Source organism: Vibrio nitrifigilis, assembly GCF_015686695.1.
GTDB classification, from domain to species: domain Bacteria; phylum Pseudomonadota; class Gammaproteobacteria; order Enterobacterales; family Vibrionaceae; genus Vibrio; species Vibrio nitrifigilis.
Map to the genome: position 1 here is coordinate 1362271 of NZ_JADPMR010000001.1, position 18157 is coordinate 1380427.

At 41.7% G+C, this 18157-nt stretch carries 15 protein-coding genes; 6 read left to right on the top strand and 9 right to left on the bottom strand.

Annotation, left to right across the window (positions count from 1 at the left end; all coding sequences use genetic code 11):
- Positions 1-6: 6 nt before the first annotated feature.
- The 6 genes from sbcB to I1A42_RS06155 all read right to left on the bottom strand — a co-directional run bounded on the left by sbcB (position 7) and on the right by I1A42_RS06155 (position 7419).
- The gene (sbcB, locus tag I1A42_RS06130; RefSeq protein ID WP_161156741.1) at positions 7-1431 is read right to left on the bottom strand and encodes an exodeoxyribonuclease I; all 1425 of its coding nucleotides are present in this window, start codon (positions 1429-1431) and stop codon (positions 7-9) included.
- Positions 1432-1754: 323 nt separating this feature from the next.
- On the bottom strand, positions 1755-2675 hold the full coding sequence (locus I1A42_RS06135) for a 3-hydroxyacyl-CoA dehydrogenase NAD-binding domain-containing protein (protein WP_161156743.1): 921 nt from the start codon (positions 2673-2675) through the stop codon (positions 1755-1757).
- Positions 2676-2822: 147 nt separating this feature from the next.
- Positions 2823-3743, bottom strand: a complete 921-nt coding sequence (locus tag I1A42_RS06140; RefSeq protein WP_161156745.1) for a ParB/Srx family N-terminal domain-containing protein — start codon at positions 3741-3743, stop codon at positions 2823-2825.
- A 157-nt stretch (positions 3744-3900) separates the two neighbouring features.
- On the bottom strand, positions 3901-5403 hold the full coding sequence (locus tag I1A42_RS06145) for a sensor histidine kinase (protein ID WP_161156747.1): 1503 nt from the start codon (positions 5401-5403) through the stop codon (positions 3901-3903).
- The gene (locus I1A42_RS06150) at positions 5396-6121 is read right to left on the bottom strand and encodes a response regulator (RefSeq protein WP_161156749.1); all 726 of its coding nucleotides are present in this window, start codon (positions 6119-6121) and stop codon (positions 5396-5398) included. The genes I1A42_RS06145 and I1A42_RS06150 overlap by 8 nt, the downstream gene beginning before the upstream one ends.
- A 452-nt stretch (positions 6122-6573) precedes the next feature.
- On the bottom strand, positions 6574-7419 hold the full coding sequence (locus I1A42_RS06155) for a helix-turn-helix domain-containing protein (protein ID WP_161156750.1): 846 nt from the start codon (positions 7417-7419) through the stop codon (positions 6574-6576).
- A 139-nt stretch (positions 7420-7558) separates the two neighbouring features.
- Between I1A42_RS06155 and I1A42_RS06160 the strand changes: the two genes are divergently transcribed.
- Entirely contained in the window at positions 7559-8752 is a 1194-nt protein-coding gene (locus I1A42_RS06160) for a multidrug effflux MFS transporter (RefSeq protein WP_161156752.1), read from the top strand.
- Between the two features lie 233 nt (positions 8753-8985).
- Here the strand turns inward: I1A42_RS06160 and I1A42_RS24655 are convergent, their stop codons facing one another.
- The 3 genes from I1A42_RS24655 to I1A42_RS06170 are packed head-to-tail and all read right to left on the bottom strand — an operon-like array spanning position 8986 to position 11391.
- The gene (locus I1A42_RS24655; RefSeq protein WP_230389339.1) at positions 8986-9408 is read right to left on the bottom strand and encodes a TIM barrel protein; all 423 of its coding nucleotides are present in this window, start codon (positions 9406-9408) and stop codon (positions 8986-8988) included.
- Entirely contained in the window at positions 9380-9913 is a 534-nt protein-coding gene (locus I1A42_RS24660; RefSeq protein WP_230389340.1) for a sugar phosphate isomerase/epimerase family protein, read from the bottom strand. Before I1A42_RS24660 ends, I1A42_RS24655 begins: the two co-directional genes overlap by 29 nt.
- 23 nt (positions 9914-9936) lie before the next feature.
- A complete protein-coding gene (locus I1A42_RS06170; RefSeq protein WP_161156756.1) occupies positions 9937-11391 on the bottom strand; it encodes a sugar porter family MFS transporter in 1455 nt (484 codons plus the stop codon).
- Between the two features lie 578 nt (positions 11392-11969).
- Between I1A42_RS06170 and I1A42_RS06175 the strand changes: the two genes are divergently transcribed.
- From I1A42_RS06175 to I1A42_RS06195, 5 genes are all read left to right on the top strand, one after another.
- The gene (locus I1A42_RS06175) at positions 11970-12794 is read left to right on the top strand and encodes a sugar phosphate isomerase/epimerase family protein (RefSeq protein WP_196122927.1); all 825 of its coding nucleotides are present in this window, start codon (positions 11970-11972) and stop codon (positions 12792-12794) included.
- Between the two features lie 199 nt (positions 12795-12993).
- Complete coding sequence (locus I1A42_RS06180; RefSeq protein ID WP_196122928.1) at positions 12994-13338, top strand: hypothetical protein; 345 nt, start codon at positions 12994-12996, stop codon at positions 13336-13338.
- A gap of 252 nt (positions 13339-13590) precedes the next feature.
- Complete coding sequence (locus I1A42_RS06185; protein WP_196122929.1) at positions 13591-14487, top strand: hypothetical protein; 897 nt, start codon at positions 13591-13593, stop codon at positions 14485-14487.
- Between the two features lie 334 nt (positions 14488-14821).
- Positions 14822-15988: an ABC transporter substrate-binding protein gene (locus I1A42_RS06190; protein ID WP_202436471.1), complete on the top strand. Its 1167-nt coding sequence runs from the start codon at positions 14822-14824 to the stop codon at positions 15986-15988.
- A gap of 24 nt (positions 15989-16012) precedes the next feature.
- Positions 16013-18094, top strand: coding sequence for a methyl-accepting chemotaxis protein (locus I1A42_RS06195; RefSeq protein ID WP_161156767.1), 2082 nt, complete (start codon positions 16013-16015; stop codon positions 18092-18094).
- Positions 18095-18157: the final 63 nt, after the last annotated feature.

The following is an 18157-nucleotide window of genomic DNA, read 5'->3' on the forward strand; positions in this document are numbered from 1 at the left end:
TACCCATTAAGAGGCGAGTTGTTCTACGTATTGATATACCGATTTTAAGAGTGCGATTTTCTTTGTATCGCTTTCATGTTCATGAACCAAGTTTTCTAAATTGAGCATATAAGATTCAAGATTTTGCTCGAAATAATCTCGGCAATGATGTGTCCATTGGCGCTGTTCGGTATCATTGAGCGTCCATGGGTAATTACGAGCTCGATAACGGAATAAAAGAGGCGCAATACGCGGGTCATTAAACTGAATATCAAGGGAACCTAAGGCTTCGGGATCACTTTCACGAATAATTTCCATTGCAGCTTTATCAGCTGGAGAGAAAAATCCGTCATACAGCTGAGTATCGACGTCACTGCTTTTTTCAAACTCACGCTCAACACCAAATAGCGCGATAAGTTTTTCGCGAATCTCTGGGTGACTTTTGATCGTAGCTAAGTGAGCCAAACATTGTTCACGATTAATACCAATCGCGTGTGCGTTATCTGCAGTTAGTGTTTTCGCTGGCGCTAATATCGGACACTTATTTAGTTGCACCAATTTAACGGGAACAGGGAGCTCATCAGGCGCTAAATCATCATGGCGAGTGTATAAACGCTCACGCAATGCATCTGCATCTAAATCGAGCAGTGGCTGCGGATCTTTAGCTAAATCAACCACAATCACGGCATTTTGATTCGTTGGGTGCCATGCAACGGGCACGACCCAGCTAGTGTATTGGCATTCTCTACCTAACATGCCTGACACATGCATTAACGGTGTCAGGTTTACGATATCGATCAGATCATTAAGTTTACGTTTATTACGCATGCTGTAGAAATAATCAAACAGCTTTGGTTGAGCGGCTTTGACTTTTTTCGCCATCTCAATTGTTGCAATAACATCGGCGAGCGCATCGTGCGCATTTTCATGTTCTATACCGTTAGCTTTCGATAGATGTTCGAGTTTAAAGCTAGTAAATCCATCTTCGTTTTCCGGCCACTCGATTCCTTCAGGACGCAATGCATGACATGCGCGCATCACATCTAATAGATCCCATCGAGAATTTCCGTTTTTCCAGCTCCACTCATACGGATCTAAGAAATTACGGTAGCAGGTATAACGTGTCACTTCGTCATCAAATCGAATGCTGTTATAACCAAGGCTGGTTGTATTTGGTGTCGCGAGCTCATCATAGATACGACGAATAAACTCTGGCTCTGGTAATCCTTCGGCCATTGCTTTTTGTGGTGAGATTCCAGTAATAAGTGCGGCTTCAGGCCCCGGTAGATAATCGGCAGGTAGGCGACAATAAATCACCACAGGTTCGCCGATGATGTTAAAGTCTTTATCCGTTCTTACTCCAGCGAACTGACTTGGTCTGTCTTTGGCTGGGCTGGTACCCCAAGTTTCGTAGTCAAAGAAAAAGAAAGTCGGCTGGTGTTCCTGTTGCATGTCTTATTACCTAGTGATCAATGATTCAAGGCTATTAGACCATTGCAACGATTACATAGCAATCGCCGCTCTTAGGATAAATGCACTGAGAATCATAAAAAGTGTTTAACCGAAAACGTTCGGTTAAAACAACGGCAAAACAATATTCCATCTATTACATAAAGACAAGGCGGTAGATCAATAAGTTGCTGGTTAGTTGATGCCAATTAAGCTCGGTTATTTTTGGGGTAGGAGTGAGGTTACTTGGGTATGGGCACTTATCGAGTATAGAAATAATGAGAGGGAATATTTTGTACCATTCCCTCGTTTTTATTATCAACAGCTTAGTGGCTGTTCTGATCATTGATAATTACTTGCTGGCGGCGATCCCTTTCATCACAATAATGCTGTAAATCACGTTTAGGATAAGCGTTGTTCGCTTGTTTACCGATAGCAGAGATTAAGTCATTGGTTAGCATATCAGGCTGACCAATTGCGTTAGCTAGACCCACACCAATATGTTCCAGTAAGTGGGTTAAACCACCTGCGCCGCCACCTAAATGAAAAGCGAGTAGCGGCCCAACACTTGCCCAGCGGATACCAAGGGAATGAGTCACGATATCATCCAGCTCTTTGATACCGACCACGCCTTCGTTAACCAGTTTAATCGCTTCGAGTACTAGCGCCATTTGGAGTCTATTGGCGACAAACCCTGATTTTTCATGATTCAGTGCGACAGGGAATTTGCCAAGAGATTGATAAAACTCAGTTGCTTGTTGAATCAGTTGCGGTGACGTTGTTTTAGCGGCGCAAATTTCTACTAAGGGTAGAATATGAGGAGGATTAAACGGGTGACCAATCACAATACGATGACTGTTATTCATTTTCGCCCCTTGCGTGCTGGCAACGATACCCGAGCTTGAGGACAATAATAAACAATCGGCGCTGACATATTGCTCAATCTCTGCCCAAAGCGCTTGCTTAAATGTCACAGATTCAGGACCAGATTCTTGAATGTATTTAGCATCCATTGTCGCTTTCTTGAGGTCGTGACAAGCATGAACGCGCGACAATATCGAGTTAACATCTTGTGGGAGGTCTGGAATCTGTTTTAGGTAGAGTGGGAGAGTATGGGTCAGTTGATCATCGAGATCGTCACGAGGATCGTATACTTGCACTTCGTACCCTTTGGCAGCAAATAACGCCGCCCAGCATAAACCGATGACACCAGCCCCTATGACTGCAACATGAGTTGAGTTATTCATAAGCATTTCCTTACGCAATCCAATTGAGATGTGCTGGGCAATGCTAAAACTGATATTTGTCGTTATGCACCGCCTAGCGATTAGCATACGGTTTACGCTAACGCTACATGGCGGTGGGTACTAGAAGAAAAGGTCACAAAATAGGCATTACTTACTGAGTTGCTGTTTGTATTCGATCATATAACTCAGTTTACTGAAGCGTTTTTGTAAATGCTTAAGCCCTTTTTTACTGACTTTTGGATATTGACCAAGATCGACGGCGTTTTTACCCGATCCGCCAAGGTTTGGGCTACGCAAGCGAATAATGGCATCGCCACCTTCGGCTAAGGCTTTCAAGTAACCTTGTTGAGTGTTGAGATCATACTGATTCAAATCAAACACAGTACGCACTGCTGTAGCCCAGTAAAACTCAATATACGGCATGGCTGGGTTAGGTTTATCCCAACTGATGCCTCGTGAAAAATACATAAATGACCGATAACGGTCATCATCAAATTTGCTTAACTCAAGATCGGTAGGTAATTGATGCCATGAAATTGGATTGTGGTAACGGTTGAATAGCCAAGCGTTATTATCCATGATCATGTTTTGCCAAAAATCAGTGGTACTTTCGCTGCGGTAATCTTTAGTGATAATGACATGCACTTTAAGGTCTTTCCCCGCTTCAGGCAGTTGCCATAAACTTACAAAAGTGTGGTGACCATCGGTAAGGTATAGTTTTGCATCAGGACCAATCACTGCGGTTTTCATATCATCGCGCTCAGTACCAACAGGCTCTTTACATTTATAGCTAGAAGCATCGGTTGGTTTGGAGTGCTCGTAAAAATGGGCAATCCCTTTCTCGCCGTTTATCTCACATAGCGTGTCATAAAGTTTTTTAGGCTCATGGGAAAACCGGCCCAATTTATAGTAGATTTCGTCGTAACCAACAGAAGGCTGAGTAGGATGTAGTTGTGACAGTGTCACTGATATGATTTGATTCGGTTTTACGTTATCAAGATTCTCAGCCAAAGCAGTATGAGATCCTGCGAGAAAAATGAAGGCTGACAGTATATGGCCTAGTTTCATTAACATCGTCCTTTTATAAGCAAATTAAGCCGTCACAGTGTAGAGAAGTGGTACGGTATGGCAGGTATCACACTTATTATCGAAGCGGCTTTTATCTCTATGATAATCCGCTAGGGATAAGATTGGGTTAAGATTTTGTTTAGATACCTAACAGCGGCTACTCATTGCGTGGAATAGAGAGAGTAATCGTCGCTTTAAGACCATGCGGGGAGTTGGCTGCAAGCATTAAACGACCACCAAAACTGGATGCAAGTGAGTGGGTGATGGATAGTCCAAGTCCGACATTCGATGAGCCGGTGTCTCGCGCTTCATTAAGGCGTGTAAAAGGTTTGAGAACTTCGGCTAATTGGTGTTCGGGAATGCCCACCCCAGTATCGGCTACGCAAATCTGTAATTGTTGTCCAGTTCGTCGCACCGACAAATCAATATCGGCTTCGTCACCGGCATATTGGATCGCATTATTAATTAAATTTTCGATCATGCGCTGCACACTTAGTGTTGGAATCGACGCTGTTAAACTCGATGTTGCTTGATAGTGTATTTCGACGCCTTTCTCATCGTATTCATCCACAATGGTTTGCAACAGGCTATTGATGTCTGTCATTTGACGTGGTTCGCGCTGCACATCGTTGCGGGCAAATTGCATGGTGGCAGTGAGCATTTTTTCCATGGTGTTGAGTGTCGATAACATTTGCTGTTTATCATCACTGTCTTCGATAAATTCTAATCTCAGTCTTAAGCTGGTTAATGGTGTTCGCAAGTCATGGGAGATTGCTGCGAGAAGTTTAGTCCGCTCGGTAATATAGTCAGTTACTTGGTGTTGCATATCGTTAAAGGCATCAATCGTTGGAGTGAGGTCTCTAGGCGTGTTAGTCGAGTTCACGGGGTAGACTTGTTTGTTTCGCGCAAATGCCTGTGCCGCATTACCAAGTTCAGTCACTGGCGCTAAAGCGCGGCGTACCACCCACAGTACGAGCAAGATGGTGAGCACCATGACTGTCGCTAAACCAATTAAAACGCTGGTTGACCAGTGGGTGATGTTACTTTCAATGCCTGATGAGAAATTAAGCCATTGGCCGGAAGAGAGTTCAATCGAACCATTGACCGTTGCGGTATAACTTAACATCGCATTGGCTTGGCGATAATAAGCCATATTATGCCGGTGACTGGCTGATGAGTTAGCCATCATTCCATTTCCCATCATGGCACGATTATCCATCATAGATTCACCGCGGAGATTATCGGCTCGATGATTTTGTTGTGGCTGGGATAATGCCATTAATGGTCGTTGGTTTTGGGTGACGAGCTCAATGTGAGCGTTTTTAACCCCAATTTGCTCTAAGCGTCTGAGAATCGTTTGTTCCATCTCATTGGGTGAAGAATTTTGAGGGATGGTGGGCGTGTCGGTTAAAGAGAGTTGCAAATCAGAACTGCGACTAGCCGTGATGATCGAAGCGTGCACATTATCCGGCGTTTGCTCTAACGTATCTGCTACTGAAAGAACGCGTTGGAGTGAGCCTGATACCGATAACTGATTAAGCCGTTGAGATTTATCGTAACTTAGCAGGTAGAGTGACAGCACAAAACTCAGTATAAAACCGACCAGCACCACCAAGCCAATTTGATGAATCAGTTTCAGTTTTGAATACCAGCTAAACATGGGTTACCTCGCAGCTAAATTGATAGCCGCCTCCCCAAATGGTCTTGATCAGTCGAGGTTTTTTAGGATCAGTTTCGATCTTCTTCCTTAAGCGGCTGATCAGTGTATCGATCGCTCGGTCATAGACATCAGCGCCACGCCCTTGAACTAATTTAAGGAGATCTTCACGGCTAAGCACCACATTAGGATGCGATAAAAAGGCCAATAACATGGTGAATTCGGTTGAGGTGAGCGGTACCAACACTTGCGTTGGATTTTTTAGTTCACGGCTGGTGGTATTGAGCTGCCAATCGGCAAAAAGGTATTGAGTTGGGTTAGACGCAAGCTGCTCTTCCACATTTGGAATCGCAAAATGACGCCTTAATACGGATTTTATACGAGCCAGCAATTCTCTTGGATTAAAGGGCTTAGGAACGTAATCATCAGCACCGACTTCTAATCCGATAATACGATCAACATCTTCCCCTAGTGCCGTGAGCATAATGATCGGGATATTACTGTCACCGCGAATTTCTCGGCATAAAGTGATCCCATCTTTACCGGGAAGCATTAAATCGAGGATTAACAGATCAAACTTTTGTGCAGCAAGATGTTGATACATTTCAACCCCGTCCGCAGCTGTTGTGACAAGCAAGCCATGCTGTTGCAGAAACCTCTGCAACAAATCACGAATATCTTTGTGATCATCAACGACCAAAATTCGATACGCTCTTTCCATTTCAACCTCTTACTTCTCTGCTCCCTTACTACTATAAACAGATTTTTTGAGAATATGTGACAAAGTTTGTCAAAGAGCGCTTTTGCCATATTTTATTAGAAAGAGGGCGTTTCCACGTTGATATGCAGTCGAACGGAAAGAAAGCATCGTTCTGATAGGAGCCGTGTTTTCTTAGTTAATTGGGACCGAATAGGGGCGATGGTGGCAAACTCATTTCTGTCCTAAAACTGTTTATCTCAAGATTCCTGACCTACATATTCTAATAACAGGTGATGAGCCTAGTTGAGCTCTTATAATTATACAGATGCTTTCTACAATTTATGAGTGGAAGAAAAAATAAAGAACTATAGAACAGCATGTTAATTCTAGGTGTCTGTATTTTCTGAAGATCTTATCAAGACAGTGATTTGGACCAAATGTTAGTAATGCTTTGAAGTTGATGGTTCCGTCATTCAGGCATCAAACAGTTCTGCTAGATGCTGTTCATCAATACTTTCACTAGGGGAATAAATATTTAGACGGCTATTCGAGTTTCCGTCAATGTTCCACCATATCTGTTTATCTAACGTTATATGCCCAATAGAAGCATGATTGTAAGTGTATGAGGTTTCCTCTGGCTGTAGCACGCTGTTGTTCTGCCAAGCAGACACAAATATTGGAGATTGAGAGATAAATGATTCAATTTTCAGTTTTAATTTTTCGTCGTTAGGATTCGCTGCCAGCGCATTTCTCAGAAATCCTGCTATTCGATATATCTGTCTTTCAAGCTTAGATTTGCTATCGATATTGAGAAATTTGTTCCAGTCAGTATTTGAGATGGTAAGGTACAAGTAATTTCTATTTTCAGGTTCGATTTCCATTACAGAAAACCCAACCATGAGATCAAATGCTTTATTAGAGCCAATAATATCGAGATATTCATTTTGCAATAATGCGGGCAGTGGGTTTAGTTGAAACAGGAGTTGGCTGGTTTTTGATGTTAATGTCGCAGATTGAACAACAGGTAGTCCGTTGGGTACTGAATTAACTAGGTTACAAATATATTTGTACTCAGAAGGGGATAACAGCAATGTATCTGATATTGCTTTTAAAACTTGCATCGAGATACCCAATGCTTGCCCACGTTCTATTTGGCTATACCAAACGGTACTGATACCAGCTTTGTATGCCACATCCTCTCTTCTCAATCCTTTAGCTCTAGAGCGAATAGGTCTTGATAGTCCAATCGATTCAGGTTGAACCTGCTCTCTCTTTATGCGTAAAAAATCACCTAAAAGCTTCAGATGTTCGTTTTGCACGACTACTTACCCTATACAATTTATATACATATAAACACTTACTTGTGCGAATTCTTGCCCATTTCATAATGACCACCTTCGTCTTAGTCGTATGACTTAAGACAAATTTACATCGGTTGAGTTGAGGGTAAGAGAAGTAATGAATGATAAGTTAACCAGACCACATTTTCTAGCAATCCTATGCATACTGATGGCGTTTGCCTCTTTATCTATTGATTTGTATCTACCCGCTATGCCATTGATGGAGAAAGAACTGCATGGGGACATTGAATTAACCGTTACCGCGTTTCTCATAGGATTTTCTATCGCTCAATTAATATGGGGACCTATTAGTGATTCTTTTGGGCGTCGTTTGCCTCTTTTCATCGGTATGTTTATGTTTATCGTAGGCTCTGCTGGATGTGCGTTCTCTATCAATATTGAGCAGATAGTGCTTTGGCGAATTGTTCAAGCATTTGGTGCTTGTACCGGTCCCATGCTTGCGAGGGCAATGATCCGAGATTCTTTTAGCCGTATTAAGGCGGCACAGATGTTTTCAACACTATTTTTCTTTATGGCTGTTGCGCCAATTGTCGGTCCTTTAATTGGAGGGCAGATAATTCGTTTTAGTCGTTGGCAAGTCATTTTCGGAATGTTAATCGTTCTCGGTGTGTTCATGTTTATCTCATTGTTTGCATTACCTGAAACGTTACCTGAAGAGAAGAGAGTCACGTTGTCTTTTGTAAACGCATTTCATAACTATCTAGTACTTCTGAAGAATCGAACCTTCATGAAATATACGCTTTGTCTGACATTCTTCTATGTTGCTGCATACGCTTATATGACTGGCTCGCCATTTGTTTACATCAGCTATTTTGGAATAGCGCCACAATACTTTGGTTTACTCTTTGGACTTAATCTTTTAGGAGTTATGGCAATGAGTATGATAAATCGGCGCCTTGTTTTACGATACCCATTAAAATACTTACTAAAAGCGGCAGCTTTCGTTTCTTTACTAGCAGCAGCTGTATTGGCTTTAGTGGTTAAGTTACAAATCGGAGGGGTTATTGCTGTTGTACTATCAATCTTTTTATTTTTTTCAATGAATGGGATCATCGCCGCTAATACTACAACAGCTGCATTAGATTCCGCCCCATTTTTAGCAGGCTCTGCTTCAGCCGTTATTGGCGCTCTGCAATATGGAAGTGGTATTGTATCGACTCTTTTATTGGCATTTTTTCATGATGGAACACCCTGGACGATGGCTTGGATTATGTTGGTGTTTACATTTGCTAGTGTTGTAACACTGTTACTACCAAATACCACAGTAAAAGAAAGTGTAGTGGTTGAGTAAAATAGACCACCGGTTTAGACGTTGACGTTTCTCATATATTTCATCTGAAATGAGCTAGTTACTATCCAATTCCTAGCTCATTTCTGTCCAAAAATGTGTTTCAATCTTTGTTAGTATCAATGGAAACAAGCTTAAAAATAGAAAATTTTCCAACTGTAATGTGCTCTGACGCGATATAGAAGGGGAAAGCCGCGAATTAGCGCTATTCCGCGTGGCTTTCCCTTGTTGTAGTGTTATCGGCTAAAACCGACAGACTTGAGGTAGTTCAGGCTTTCGGTGACGTCGGCTAAACTCCCGTCAACATTGAGGGGATCACGTTCTTGTTCAATCGTAATCCAACCTTGGTAGTCAACGTCTACTAAATATTTGTGGATTGCGGGATAGTCTATTGCCCCTTTACCTATCGGGCACATTACCCCTTCGGCACAAGCTGAGAAAAAGTCTAACTCTCGATTAATCACTGTTTTGTGAATTGCTGCATTGACGTCTTTAAAATGGATATAGTCGATGCGATCAAGGTATTTAGTTAACCACACAATAGGATCCATACCTGAGTAGTAAAGATGTCCTGTATCAAAACATAGCCCTGCAATGTCATAGGGAATCGCTTGCACTAACTGTTCAATTTCATCTGCAAATTCTATATCCACCTGCATGCGGATGGATCACAGGTCTTACGCCATATTCTTGCCATGCGAGCTGGCTAATCTCCTTAATATGTTGCACCATTTTATTCCAATCATAGCTGTTCATTCGTGGTGCCTTATTTGAATTGCCCGCATAACGTGCGCGTTCACTATGACCAAAATCGATGATGACCAAATAGGGGGCGGGATAGTTGGACCCGAGCAGCCGTTCTGATGTGGGGATTTGAGACAAATTGCGGCAAATATTATGAGTCAACTCCAGAATGTTGGCGAAATTATCTTCGCTGACTAAATCATCAAAAATCGTGCCTGCGACGATAGAGAGGTCGCGCTGATTTAATTCGTCACTGAGCACTTTAGTATTAGTCGGTAAATAACTCCACGGCCCTAATTCAATACTTTTGTATCCCGCTTGGTGAGCTTCATTTAACACTTTATCCCACGGCGGAAGATGAGGGTTGTTGGGATCGTCCACCCCCCAACTGCAGGGGGCATTAGCAATATGAATCGTCATGATAATTGAGTCCTATTTAACATTTAGTTTGTTGCTTCTTTAGTGGCGTGACTTTTTATTGGCACATAGTTGTGATCAACACGTGCCGTCAGTAAGTCTTCAACTTCTTCTAGTGGGATCCCTTTAGTTTCAGGAATATAACGTTTCACGAACCATAATGAGAGCAGGCACGTCATGGAGAATAATAGTAATGGAAAACCACCATTAAATTTTTGGTGTAGCCAAGCATTGTTATTAATGACCGGAAATAACTGACTAATAATGAAATTCGATCCCCACATAGCGGCATAGGCAATCCCCATACCGATACCGCGGATGCGGTTAGGTAATATTTCACCAACGACAGTCCAAGCAATTTGCGACCATGTCATCCCGAAAATGAACATGAACCCTAGTAGGCCAATAATTGAAACATATCCTTTAATGCCTAGGTAAAAAATGACGAATGTTAAGGCGAGACAAAAGAAGGTGCCGAAAGAGCCAATCAGCAACAATACTTTGCGGCCGACTTTATCGACGAGTGCCATACCAGTGAGCACGCCAAGAAATTGCAAACCTGCGAGCCAAGTAACCAAAAACATCGCTTGTTCCATACTGTCGGTGACGTTTCGCAGTAAAGTTGGACCAAAATATTGAATGATGTTGATGCCGGTAAATTGGTTAAAGGCAGCGACTAAAGATGCGATTAAAATAAAGATTTTTGCGTTACGGCCAAGTGGTGTTTTCTGGGTAAGTTTTTTATTCATCCGATCCAATTTATCGATTTCGAATGATTTTTTAATTTCTTCTAAGACATGTGCCGCATGCTCTTTAGTCGAAATTCGCGCCAGTGTTTTCAGCGCTTCATCGTTACGCCCTTGCATCACATTCCAGCGAGGAGATTCAGGAATAAATCCCACAAAGATAAGGAAAGCGGCACAAGGAACAAGACCAAAACCAAGCATATAACGCCAACCTGTGGCGGTAAGCCAACTGTGATCCGCTCCTTTGACGATTAAGTAATTCACCGCTAGAACAAGTACTTGTCCACCCACAAAACAAATCATATTCATGGTGACAACACGACCCCGATAAGCCGCAGGAGCGATTTCGGTCATATAAATAGGTGAGACGACGGATGATAATCCGATACCAAATCCACCTACAATACGAAAGATAATAAAGGTAGTGAAGTTGGTCGCAAGTGCCATTCCTACGATTGAAATAAGCATAAAGAATACCGTTATCGTAAGAGCCATTCTGCGACCATAACGATCGGCAAGTTTGCCTGCTAGATAAGCCCCCAAAACGCATCCGATAACAATACTGGACACTGCCCAACCTGTTTGTGATGAGGTTAATGCAAAATGTGTTGTTAGTGGCTCAATAACCCCGGAAATAACCGATGTATCATAACCTTGTAATAAACCTCCTAATGCAGCAACCGTGCATATAGCAATAACATAAAGTAAGTTATGCTGCTTTGTTCCGCTGTTCATGATTATATCCTTTTGTAGAACATAATATTATTTAAGCGTGTAGGGTATTGCTTATATAACATATGTATAAGTTATTGGAATTAATATTTTTGTTCTTATTTTTAAACTAATATCTATATTTTTTGTGTGGGTATAAATGTGATCTGAGTTAATAGATGAATATTTACCTTTTCCTTTTGTTATGGAATAAAATGTTCGTTTATAAATAAAGAGGAATTTTTATTCTATTTCTTTGATGAAGATCTAAGTTGTTTTACTTCGATGTTCGAATTAAAACAAAACATTTATTCAACATATTAAATATAATGTTGTTTTTATATAGTACTGAAAATTAATAATTTAATAGTAATTTTGTTTTAAATTTGAAGGTGTAGTGATCTGAGTAACAAAACGAAAACAATTTAATGAGCGGTTAGATAATAATCATTTTTTGGTTTTTGTGCTTATAATGTGACTGTCTTAACGGTGATTATTTTTCATTATGTATATTTTTGATCTAAATATTTCAATCAATATAATTAATAGGTAAGTGTATTTAAATAGCCGTTTGTCTAATTTAAATATATCGAGGATTTATTATGAAAAAAGCGCTTCATGGGGTGTCAGTTTGGTATAGCAATGCAGCTACTCAATTACGAATTGCTAGAGATTGTGGTTTTGATGCACTAGAAATTCTGCCGGAACATTTATTTAGGTATTTAGATAATGGTGGAACTTTTGATAAATTCATTCAATTAATGGATGAATATAATATTGAGATCAGTTGTATTAATGCGTTGAAGCGTATTGGTCGATATAAAAATGGTGAACGTGATCAAATGCTACGCGAAGCAGAACGAATCTGCCAAGCCGCTAAGCGGTTAAAATGTCCAGTTGTGCAAATAATGGCTCTTAACGAACTTGATGATTTAACTGAAGGTGAGCGCACCTCCATTTTGGTCAGAAATATTCGCGATATAGCCGATATTGGCAAAAAATACGGGGTTAAATTTCAAATTGAAGTCGTTGCTTTCACTAAGTTGAATAGCTTAAGCCAAGGGTTAGAGATCATTCGCCGGGTTGATCGTGACAATGTTGGTCTTGTCATCGATTTTTGGCACTTACACTCTGGGGGCGCGACGACTCCAGATGAAGTTGCGAATATGGACGTAAACCTAATTTATGGTGTTCATTTTTGCGATGGCAGAGTAGTGAAACAAAATGAAAAATGGGATGAGTGGGTGCAGCGAGATTATCAACCGGGAGAGGGGGAAGTCGATGTACCTGCATGGATCAAGGCCGTTAAAGCCACTGGATATGATGGTGTTTGGAGCCCTGAACAATTGAGCCCAACTCACTGGGAAGATGATTTATGGAAAATTGGCAAAGATAACTACAACAGTCTTGTCAAATATTGTGCTTGAGATTTGTAGGATTCGTGGTTGGCGGCTAAGTAAAGCCTCTTAGCGCCATCCATTGAAGCAGCGCTAAAACGGTCACTTTGTGACAAAGTTTGTCAAAGTACAGTGTTGTCATACTTTGTCAGAAAATAAGGGATTTACGACACACATTATTCTCTTCGGAGTGCTGTAATAACCACAGTTACCGAGCAGGAGAATGAACATGAAAACATTAACTAAAGTGGCGTTAATTATTGGTGCTTTAACATTATCTGTTGGAGCGTATGCGCATTGGGGGAATATGGGAAATGGTTATTCGATGATGAGCAGTAACAATCCCAATTATCAAACCATGCAGTCATTAAAACAGAACCCGCAAGCCATGGCACAATGGCACCAAAATATGCAAAATAACCCCGAATTGCGCCAACAGTGGATGCAACAAATGCGCTCAAACGGCGGCATGGCAATGAATGGCTCACAAATGGGAATGAAAGGACATAGCCATCGTGGGCAAGGAAGTTGCCCAATGGCACTTACTTCGTTTGATTCAACACCAACAAAATAAGATCGTAGGCAGGGGATTCTCACTGGGTTCGATGCCTACATACAGTAACAGCAGAGTGAGCAATCATTCTGCTGTTTTTTTTGCGCAGACAAATCACAGGCCATTTTATCTAGGATGTTCTCATTCAAGACACATTGATAAAGGTCGATACTTTCGGCACTGACTTTGCTTGAGTTTTGTTGTATAAAGACTTAATACCATAGATAAAAATCAATGGCTTAACGTTTTTGGCACTTGAATAGAGACATGAATATGCTCGACTATATGCTTAAACAGTTTTCCGACCTACCATGGCCAACTACCGTTTTACAAGAAAACTTGCAATCTTATATTAATCAGCAAGTCAGTTATTGCTCTGATCCTGAGTTCGCTTCTCGCTTTCCCTATCACCAATTAGAATTGCCTAAATCATTTTTTCATCAAGTTATCATGGATATTGATGGAATTAGCTATCTCACCGGGCCGCGATTTAAAGATGATGATATTACTCAACCGTATGTTGATATTGTTGCGAGTAATGGTCCTCTCACGCAAAATGCAGTGAATGAAATATTACGTTATTGGGCGCCGCTAAAAGCGAAAAAATTGCGAATATTGCGCCAACCCGACCCTCAAGGGGTTGGTGAAATTCAACGATGGTTTTATGCAGCCGGTATTGATCAAGTCATGAATGAAGGGAACGAAGACGCCGTAGCCTCTTTAGTTCAAGCCAGCGCTAGCGATTTAACTTGGTGTTTATGGGCGGTATCAGAATCTCATAGCCAAGCTTTACGCGATATTCCCCGTTTAAGAGGAACGCTACAACGAACGGATGAAGAGGTGTTATCCGATTATATTAGTCACGGATATGTCTGGATCATCATGTCAAACGGTGAAAAAGCCGGGTTAATCTGTTGTGTGCCCGGAACGACGTTATTTTTGCCTGGCTGGTGGATAGAAGAGGAAGTGGTGGTGCCTCGTTATAGAGGACATTATTTAGCCGCTGAAGTACAAAAGTTACTGCTCAAGCAAATTACAGACAATGACCCGCAATCCTTGCTGCTCGGTACTATTGCAGCAGAAAATCTCCCTTCTTTAAAAACAGCAGAACGTTCGGGCCGACAAGTGATACTTGAATATGCATTTGTTACTGAACAGGATTTCTCTTAGTTTGCCAGTTAACATCAAATTAAGCTGCCCCCAATAACGGGGGCGGTTTGTCTATGTTCTAAATAATGACTTTGCTTGATAAAGTCCAACCTGATGCTTACTTACCAGTTAAGTGAAGTTTTATGATATTTATGTTGTTAACAATCTGTTTTGTATTGAGTTTATTATAACAATAATTTGTGTTTACATATTTGTTACATTCATTCGTGTGTTTATTCAAATAAATGATAAAAGATAAGTTGTAACTTCTTAATACTTACTCTTACTGCTATTTCACTTCCTATAATTATCGCTGTCATTTCCACAACTATCTAATCGACAAAGGAATTTCTATATGGTTCGTGTAAAACACGTAATTTCAGGGCTTATTGCCTCTGTCGTACTCGGTACTTCAGCTCAGGTACTTGCCGCAGAAATTAAAGTTGGGATGTCTGCTGCGCTAACGGGTCCAGCTTCAGCCTTGGGTATCGCAGTGAAAGACGGCATTGAAACCTACTTTGATGAAGTGAATGCCCAAGGTGGTGTAAAAGGGAATAAGATTACGTTTGTTCCGTTAGATGATGGCTATGAGCCTGCTAAAGCCGCGCCTAATATGGAAACCTTGATAAAAAAAGATAATGTATTAGCCGTGCTGGGTAATGTGGGCACACCAACAGCGATTGTGACCGTGCCGATTGCTAACAAAGACAAAACGCTGCTGTTTGGTGCTTATACCGGGGCAGGGGTATTACGTCAAACACCACCAGACCGATACGTTATTAACTACCGAGCTAGCTACGCTGAAGAGACAGCCGCTATGGTGAAGAACTTACTTGCCAATGGTATTAAACCAGAAGAAATCGCCTTTTTTACGCAAAATGATGGTTATGGCGACGCAGGCTATAACGGTGCAGTAAAAGCGTTAAAAGCCGAAGGATTTAATGATGTCGACAAACTCGCGCATGGTCGTTATACCCGCAATACCACCAACGTTGAACAAGCGTTAGGGACCATTTTGGATGCCGAAGTTGAACCGAAAGCGATCATCATGGTTGGAGCCTATGCGCCTTGTGCGGAATTTATTCGTCAGGCTAAGCAGGATTTTGATGACATGATTTTCCTTAACGTCTCTTTCGTTGGCAGTATTCCTTTGATGAAGGCTCTGGGTGATGATGCTGAAGGCGTGATTGTGACCCAAGTTGTTCCTCACTTTGATTCCGATCTTCCGGGGGTCGCTGAATATCGTAAAGCACTGGCGAAATACAAACCGAATTCTTCTCCTGATTTTGTGTCACTTGAAGGGTATCTGCTAGCGAAAATTTTTGTCGCTGGTTTAAACGATGCACCATCAATGACCAGAGAAGGTGTGATTGATGGGTTGGAAAAACTGAAAAATTTGGACATTGGTATCAATGTACCTATCAGTTTCAGTGCCTCTCAGCATCAAGCAAGTCACAAAGTTTGGCCAACCATCATCCGCGGTGGCAAATATGAACCTTTGGATTGGGCAACGTTGCGTTAATTCTTGACCTCTTGAGGTAATTTTATGCTTAGACTTTCTGTTCGCCAGCTACTTGTTACATTATCCGCTGGAGCAATTGTATCGGTACTTGTGGTATCTGGAATGATGTATTGGCTTGGAGATGTTGCCAATACTTTAAGCGGGGTAATGAGTAGTAACGTTAAGCAGTCTGAGCAGGTGAATAACGTTAGCCAAGCGGCGTCGACGCTCTTGGCTAACACCTTAAAGATCTCTTCAGCTAATTCAAAAGAAGAGCTTGGTGGTATGGATAATTACAATGTCACGATTCCTCGTGCCCAGAACACTGAGCTAAATACGCTTATCGAACAGTTTTTCTCTGCTAGCCAAAAGTTATACAACACAAAACTAGCGGTGTTGAACAATCAGCAACAGATCGAGCAGTTATCCGAGCAAACATCGACTCTTGTGGATGAAATTCGCAAGGATGCTGGAGCACTGTTAGGGAAAACGTCATTACAACAAAAGCGATTAACACGAAGAGTCGAACGGACATTTCGTAAATTAAATGAAAACTCCTCCATCTCTGATTGGCAAAATGGATCGAAAAAGGTGATGGATGTTTTAGAAGGAGACAGCGATAAGGTTATTTCTGCAGCCACCGACTTAAGTCAGGCTATTACGCGGTTAGAAACAATCAGTTTTGCGATCCAAAACGCAACAGATCAGTCACGCTTGATCAGTTTGGAAAAAAATAGCGCAGCTCCAATTATTGCTTTGATTAACGACAAGACACTCCAACTCAGTGAGCTGTTAAATAAAGATAAAGGTTTAAAGCCGCTGATTGACGAAATGAGTGGTGAAAAAGATAAGCTTAAAGATTTATTGTTTAGCGGGGCAAATTCAGTATTAGCTGTGCGAAAACAATATATTGAATTACAAGAGCAATTAACTTCACAGAGCAGTGAACTGGCGACTTTTGCTGAAAAAGTTCGTATTGAAGTGAGTAAAGAAATCGATGCTAGCCAAAAGCAAAGTCTCATGGTTACAGCTGAAGCTGATACCAGCATTTCAAAATTGATGAGCAGCAGTATTACTGTATCGCTTGTTATTTTGGTGGCTCTGATCGTCTCATCGACCTTAATTACCCGTTATATTACTCGTCCAATCGCGATGATATCGAAAGGATTAGAGGACATCGCTGATGGGGAGGGGGACTTAACTCGCCGCATTGAGGTAACAGGAATTAAAGAGGCGGTGGATTTATCTGAGACGTTTAACCGTTTTATTGGCCAGCTACAAAGCACGGTTTCTTCTGTCGCAGATGTAGAGCAAGAGTTAAGTCAGGCGGTAAAAGGCACGGTGAGTGTTGCGCATCAAAGCCGAAGTAATATGACGATTCAGGAGAAGGAGACTATCCAAGTTTCCTCAGCAGTTGAGCAACTTAGTCAAAGTTTCGCTCAGGCTTCTGGCCTAGCTTCGCAAGCTCTCGATGCAACGAATGAAGCCTACACAAGTGCAGAAAACGGCCAAAAAACGGTGCATGATTCTGCGCAAGCCATATCTAAATTGGCCAGTAGCATAGAGAGTGGTGTGACATCAATGGAGAAACTCACTGAGACCAGCCGTCACGTGATGTCAGTACTCAGTGTTATTAGTGAAATCACAGAACAGACTAATTTATTGGCGCTCAATGCTGCCATCGAAGCCGCTCGTGCAGGCGAGCATGGTCGGGGATTTGCGGTCGTTGCCGACGAAGTGCGCTCTTTGGCAGGGCGAACACAGTCTTCAGCCACGGAAATCGGTGAAATATTAGAGGTGTTTAACCAAGATGCGCAAACGGCGCTCAAAACAATGACCGAAGGTAGAAAGCACGTTCAGACAAGTGTTGAAAAGTCCGATTTAGTGTCTGGCGCTTTTGGTGATATTAATCATAGTATTGCCGCTATTCGAGGGATTAATGAACAAATTGCACAATCTGCGACCCATCAAAATGAGGCGGCACAGTCTGCATCGGGTAGTGTTCAACAAATCAATACCTTGAGTCAGCAAACCACTGAATCGATGCAACAGATTCAAGATTCGTCAGAGCAACTGGGCTTATTATCGGGCCGATTACATACTGCCATTAACCGTTTTAGATTCTAATGTTGCACTGATATAAATACAAAAAGGTGCTGAGACTGTTCAGCACCTTTTTTATCATCTCAA

Excerpts from the sequence above, each read along its gene's own strand:
- I1A42_RS06185 (WP_196122929.1), top strand. The coding sequence starts at position 13,591 with ATGCTCGACTATATGCTTAAACAGTTTTCCGACCTACCATGGCCAACT.
- I1A42_RS24655 (WP_230389339.1), bottom strand. The coding sequence starts at position 9,408 with ATGCAGGTGGATATAGAATTTGCAGATGAAATTGAACAGTTAGTGCAA.
- sbcB (WP_161156741.1), bottom strand. The coding sequence starts at position 1,431 with ATGCAACAGGAACACCAGCCGACTTTCTTTTTCTTTGACTACGAAACT.
- I1A42_RS06195 (WP_161156767.1), top strand. The coding sequence starts at position 16,013 with ATGCTTAGACTTTCTGTTCGCCAGCTACTTGTTACATTATCCGCTGGA.
- I1A42_RS06190 (WP_202436471.1), top strand. The coding sequence starts at position 14,822 with ATGGTTCGTGTAAAACACGTAATTTCAGGGCTTATTGCCTCTGTCGTA.
- I1A42_RS06150 (WP_161156749.1), bottom strand. The coding sequence starts at position 6,121 with ATGGAAAGAGCGTATCGAATTTTGGTCGTTGATGATCACAAAGATATT.
- I1A42_RS06160 (WP_161156752.1), top strand. The coding sequence starts at position 7,559 with ATGAATGATAAGTTAACCAGACCACATTTTCTAGCAATCCTATGCATA.
- I1A42_RS06175 (WP_196122927.1), top strand. The coding sequence starts at position 11,970 with ATGAAAAAAGCGCTTCATGGGGTGTCAGTTTGGTATAGCAATGCAGCT.
- I1A42_RS06135 (WP_161156743.1), bottom strand. The coding sequence starts at position 2,675 with ATGAATAACTCAACTCATGTTGCAGTCATAGGGGCTGGTGTCATCGGT.
- I1A42_RS06145 (WP_161156747.1), bottom strand. The coding sequence starts at position 5,403 with ATGTTTAGCTGGTATTCAAAACTGAAACTGATTCATCAAATTGGCTTG.
- I1A42_RS06140 (WP_161156745.1), bottom strand. The coding sequence starts at position 3,743 with ATGAAACTAGGCCATATACTGTCAGCCTTCATTTTTCTCGCAGGATCT.
- I1A42_RS06180 (WP_196122928.1), top strand. The coding sequence starts at position 12,994 with ATGAAAACATTAACTAAAGTGGCGTTAATTATTGGTGCTTTAACATTA.
- I1A42_RS06170 (WP_161156756.1), bottom strand. The coding sequence starts at position 11,391 with ATGAACAGCGGAACAAAGCAGCATAACTTACTTTATGTTATTGCTATA.
- I1A42_RS24660 (WP_230389340.1), bottom strand. The coding sequence starts at position 9,913 with ATGACGATTCATATTGCTAATGCCCCCTGCAGTTGGGGGGTGGACGAT.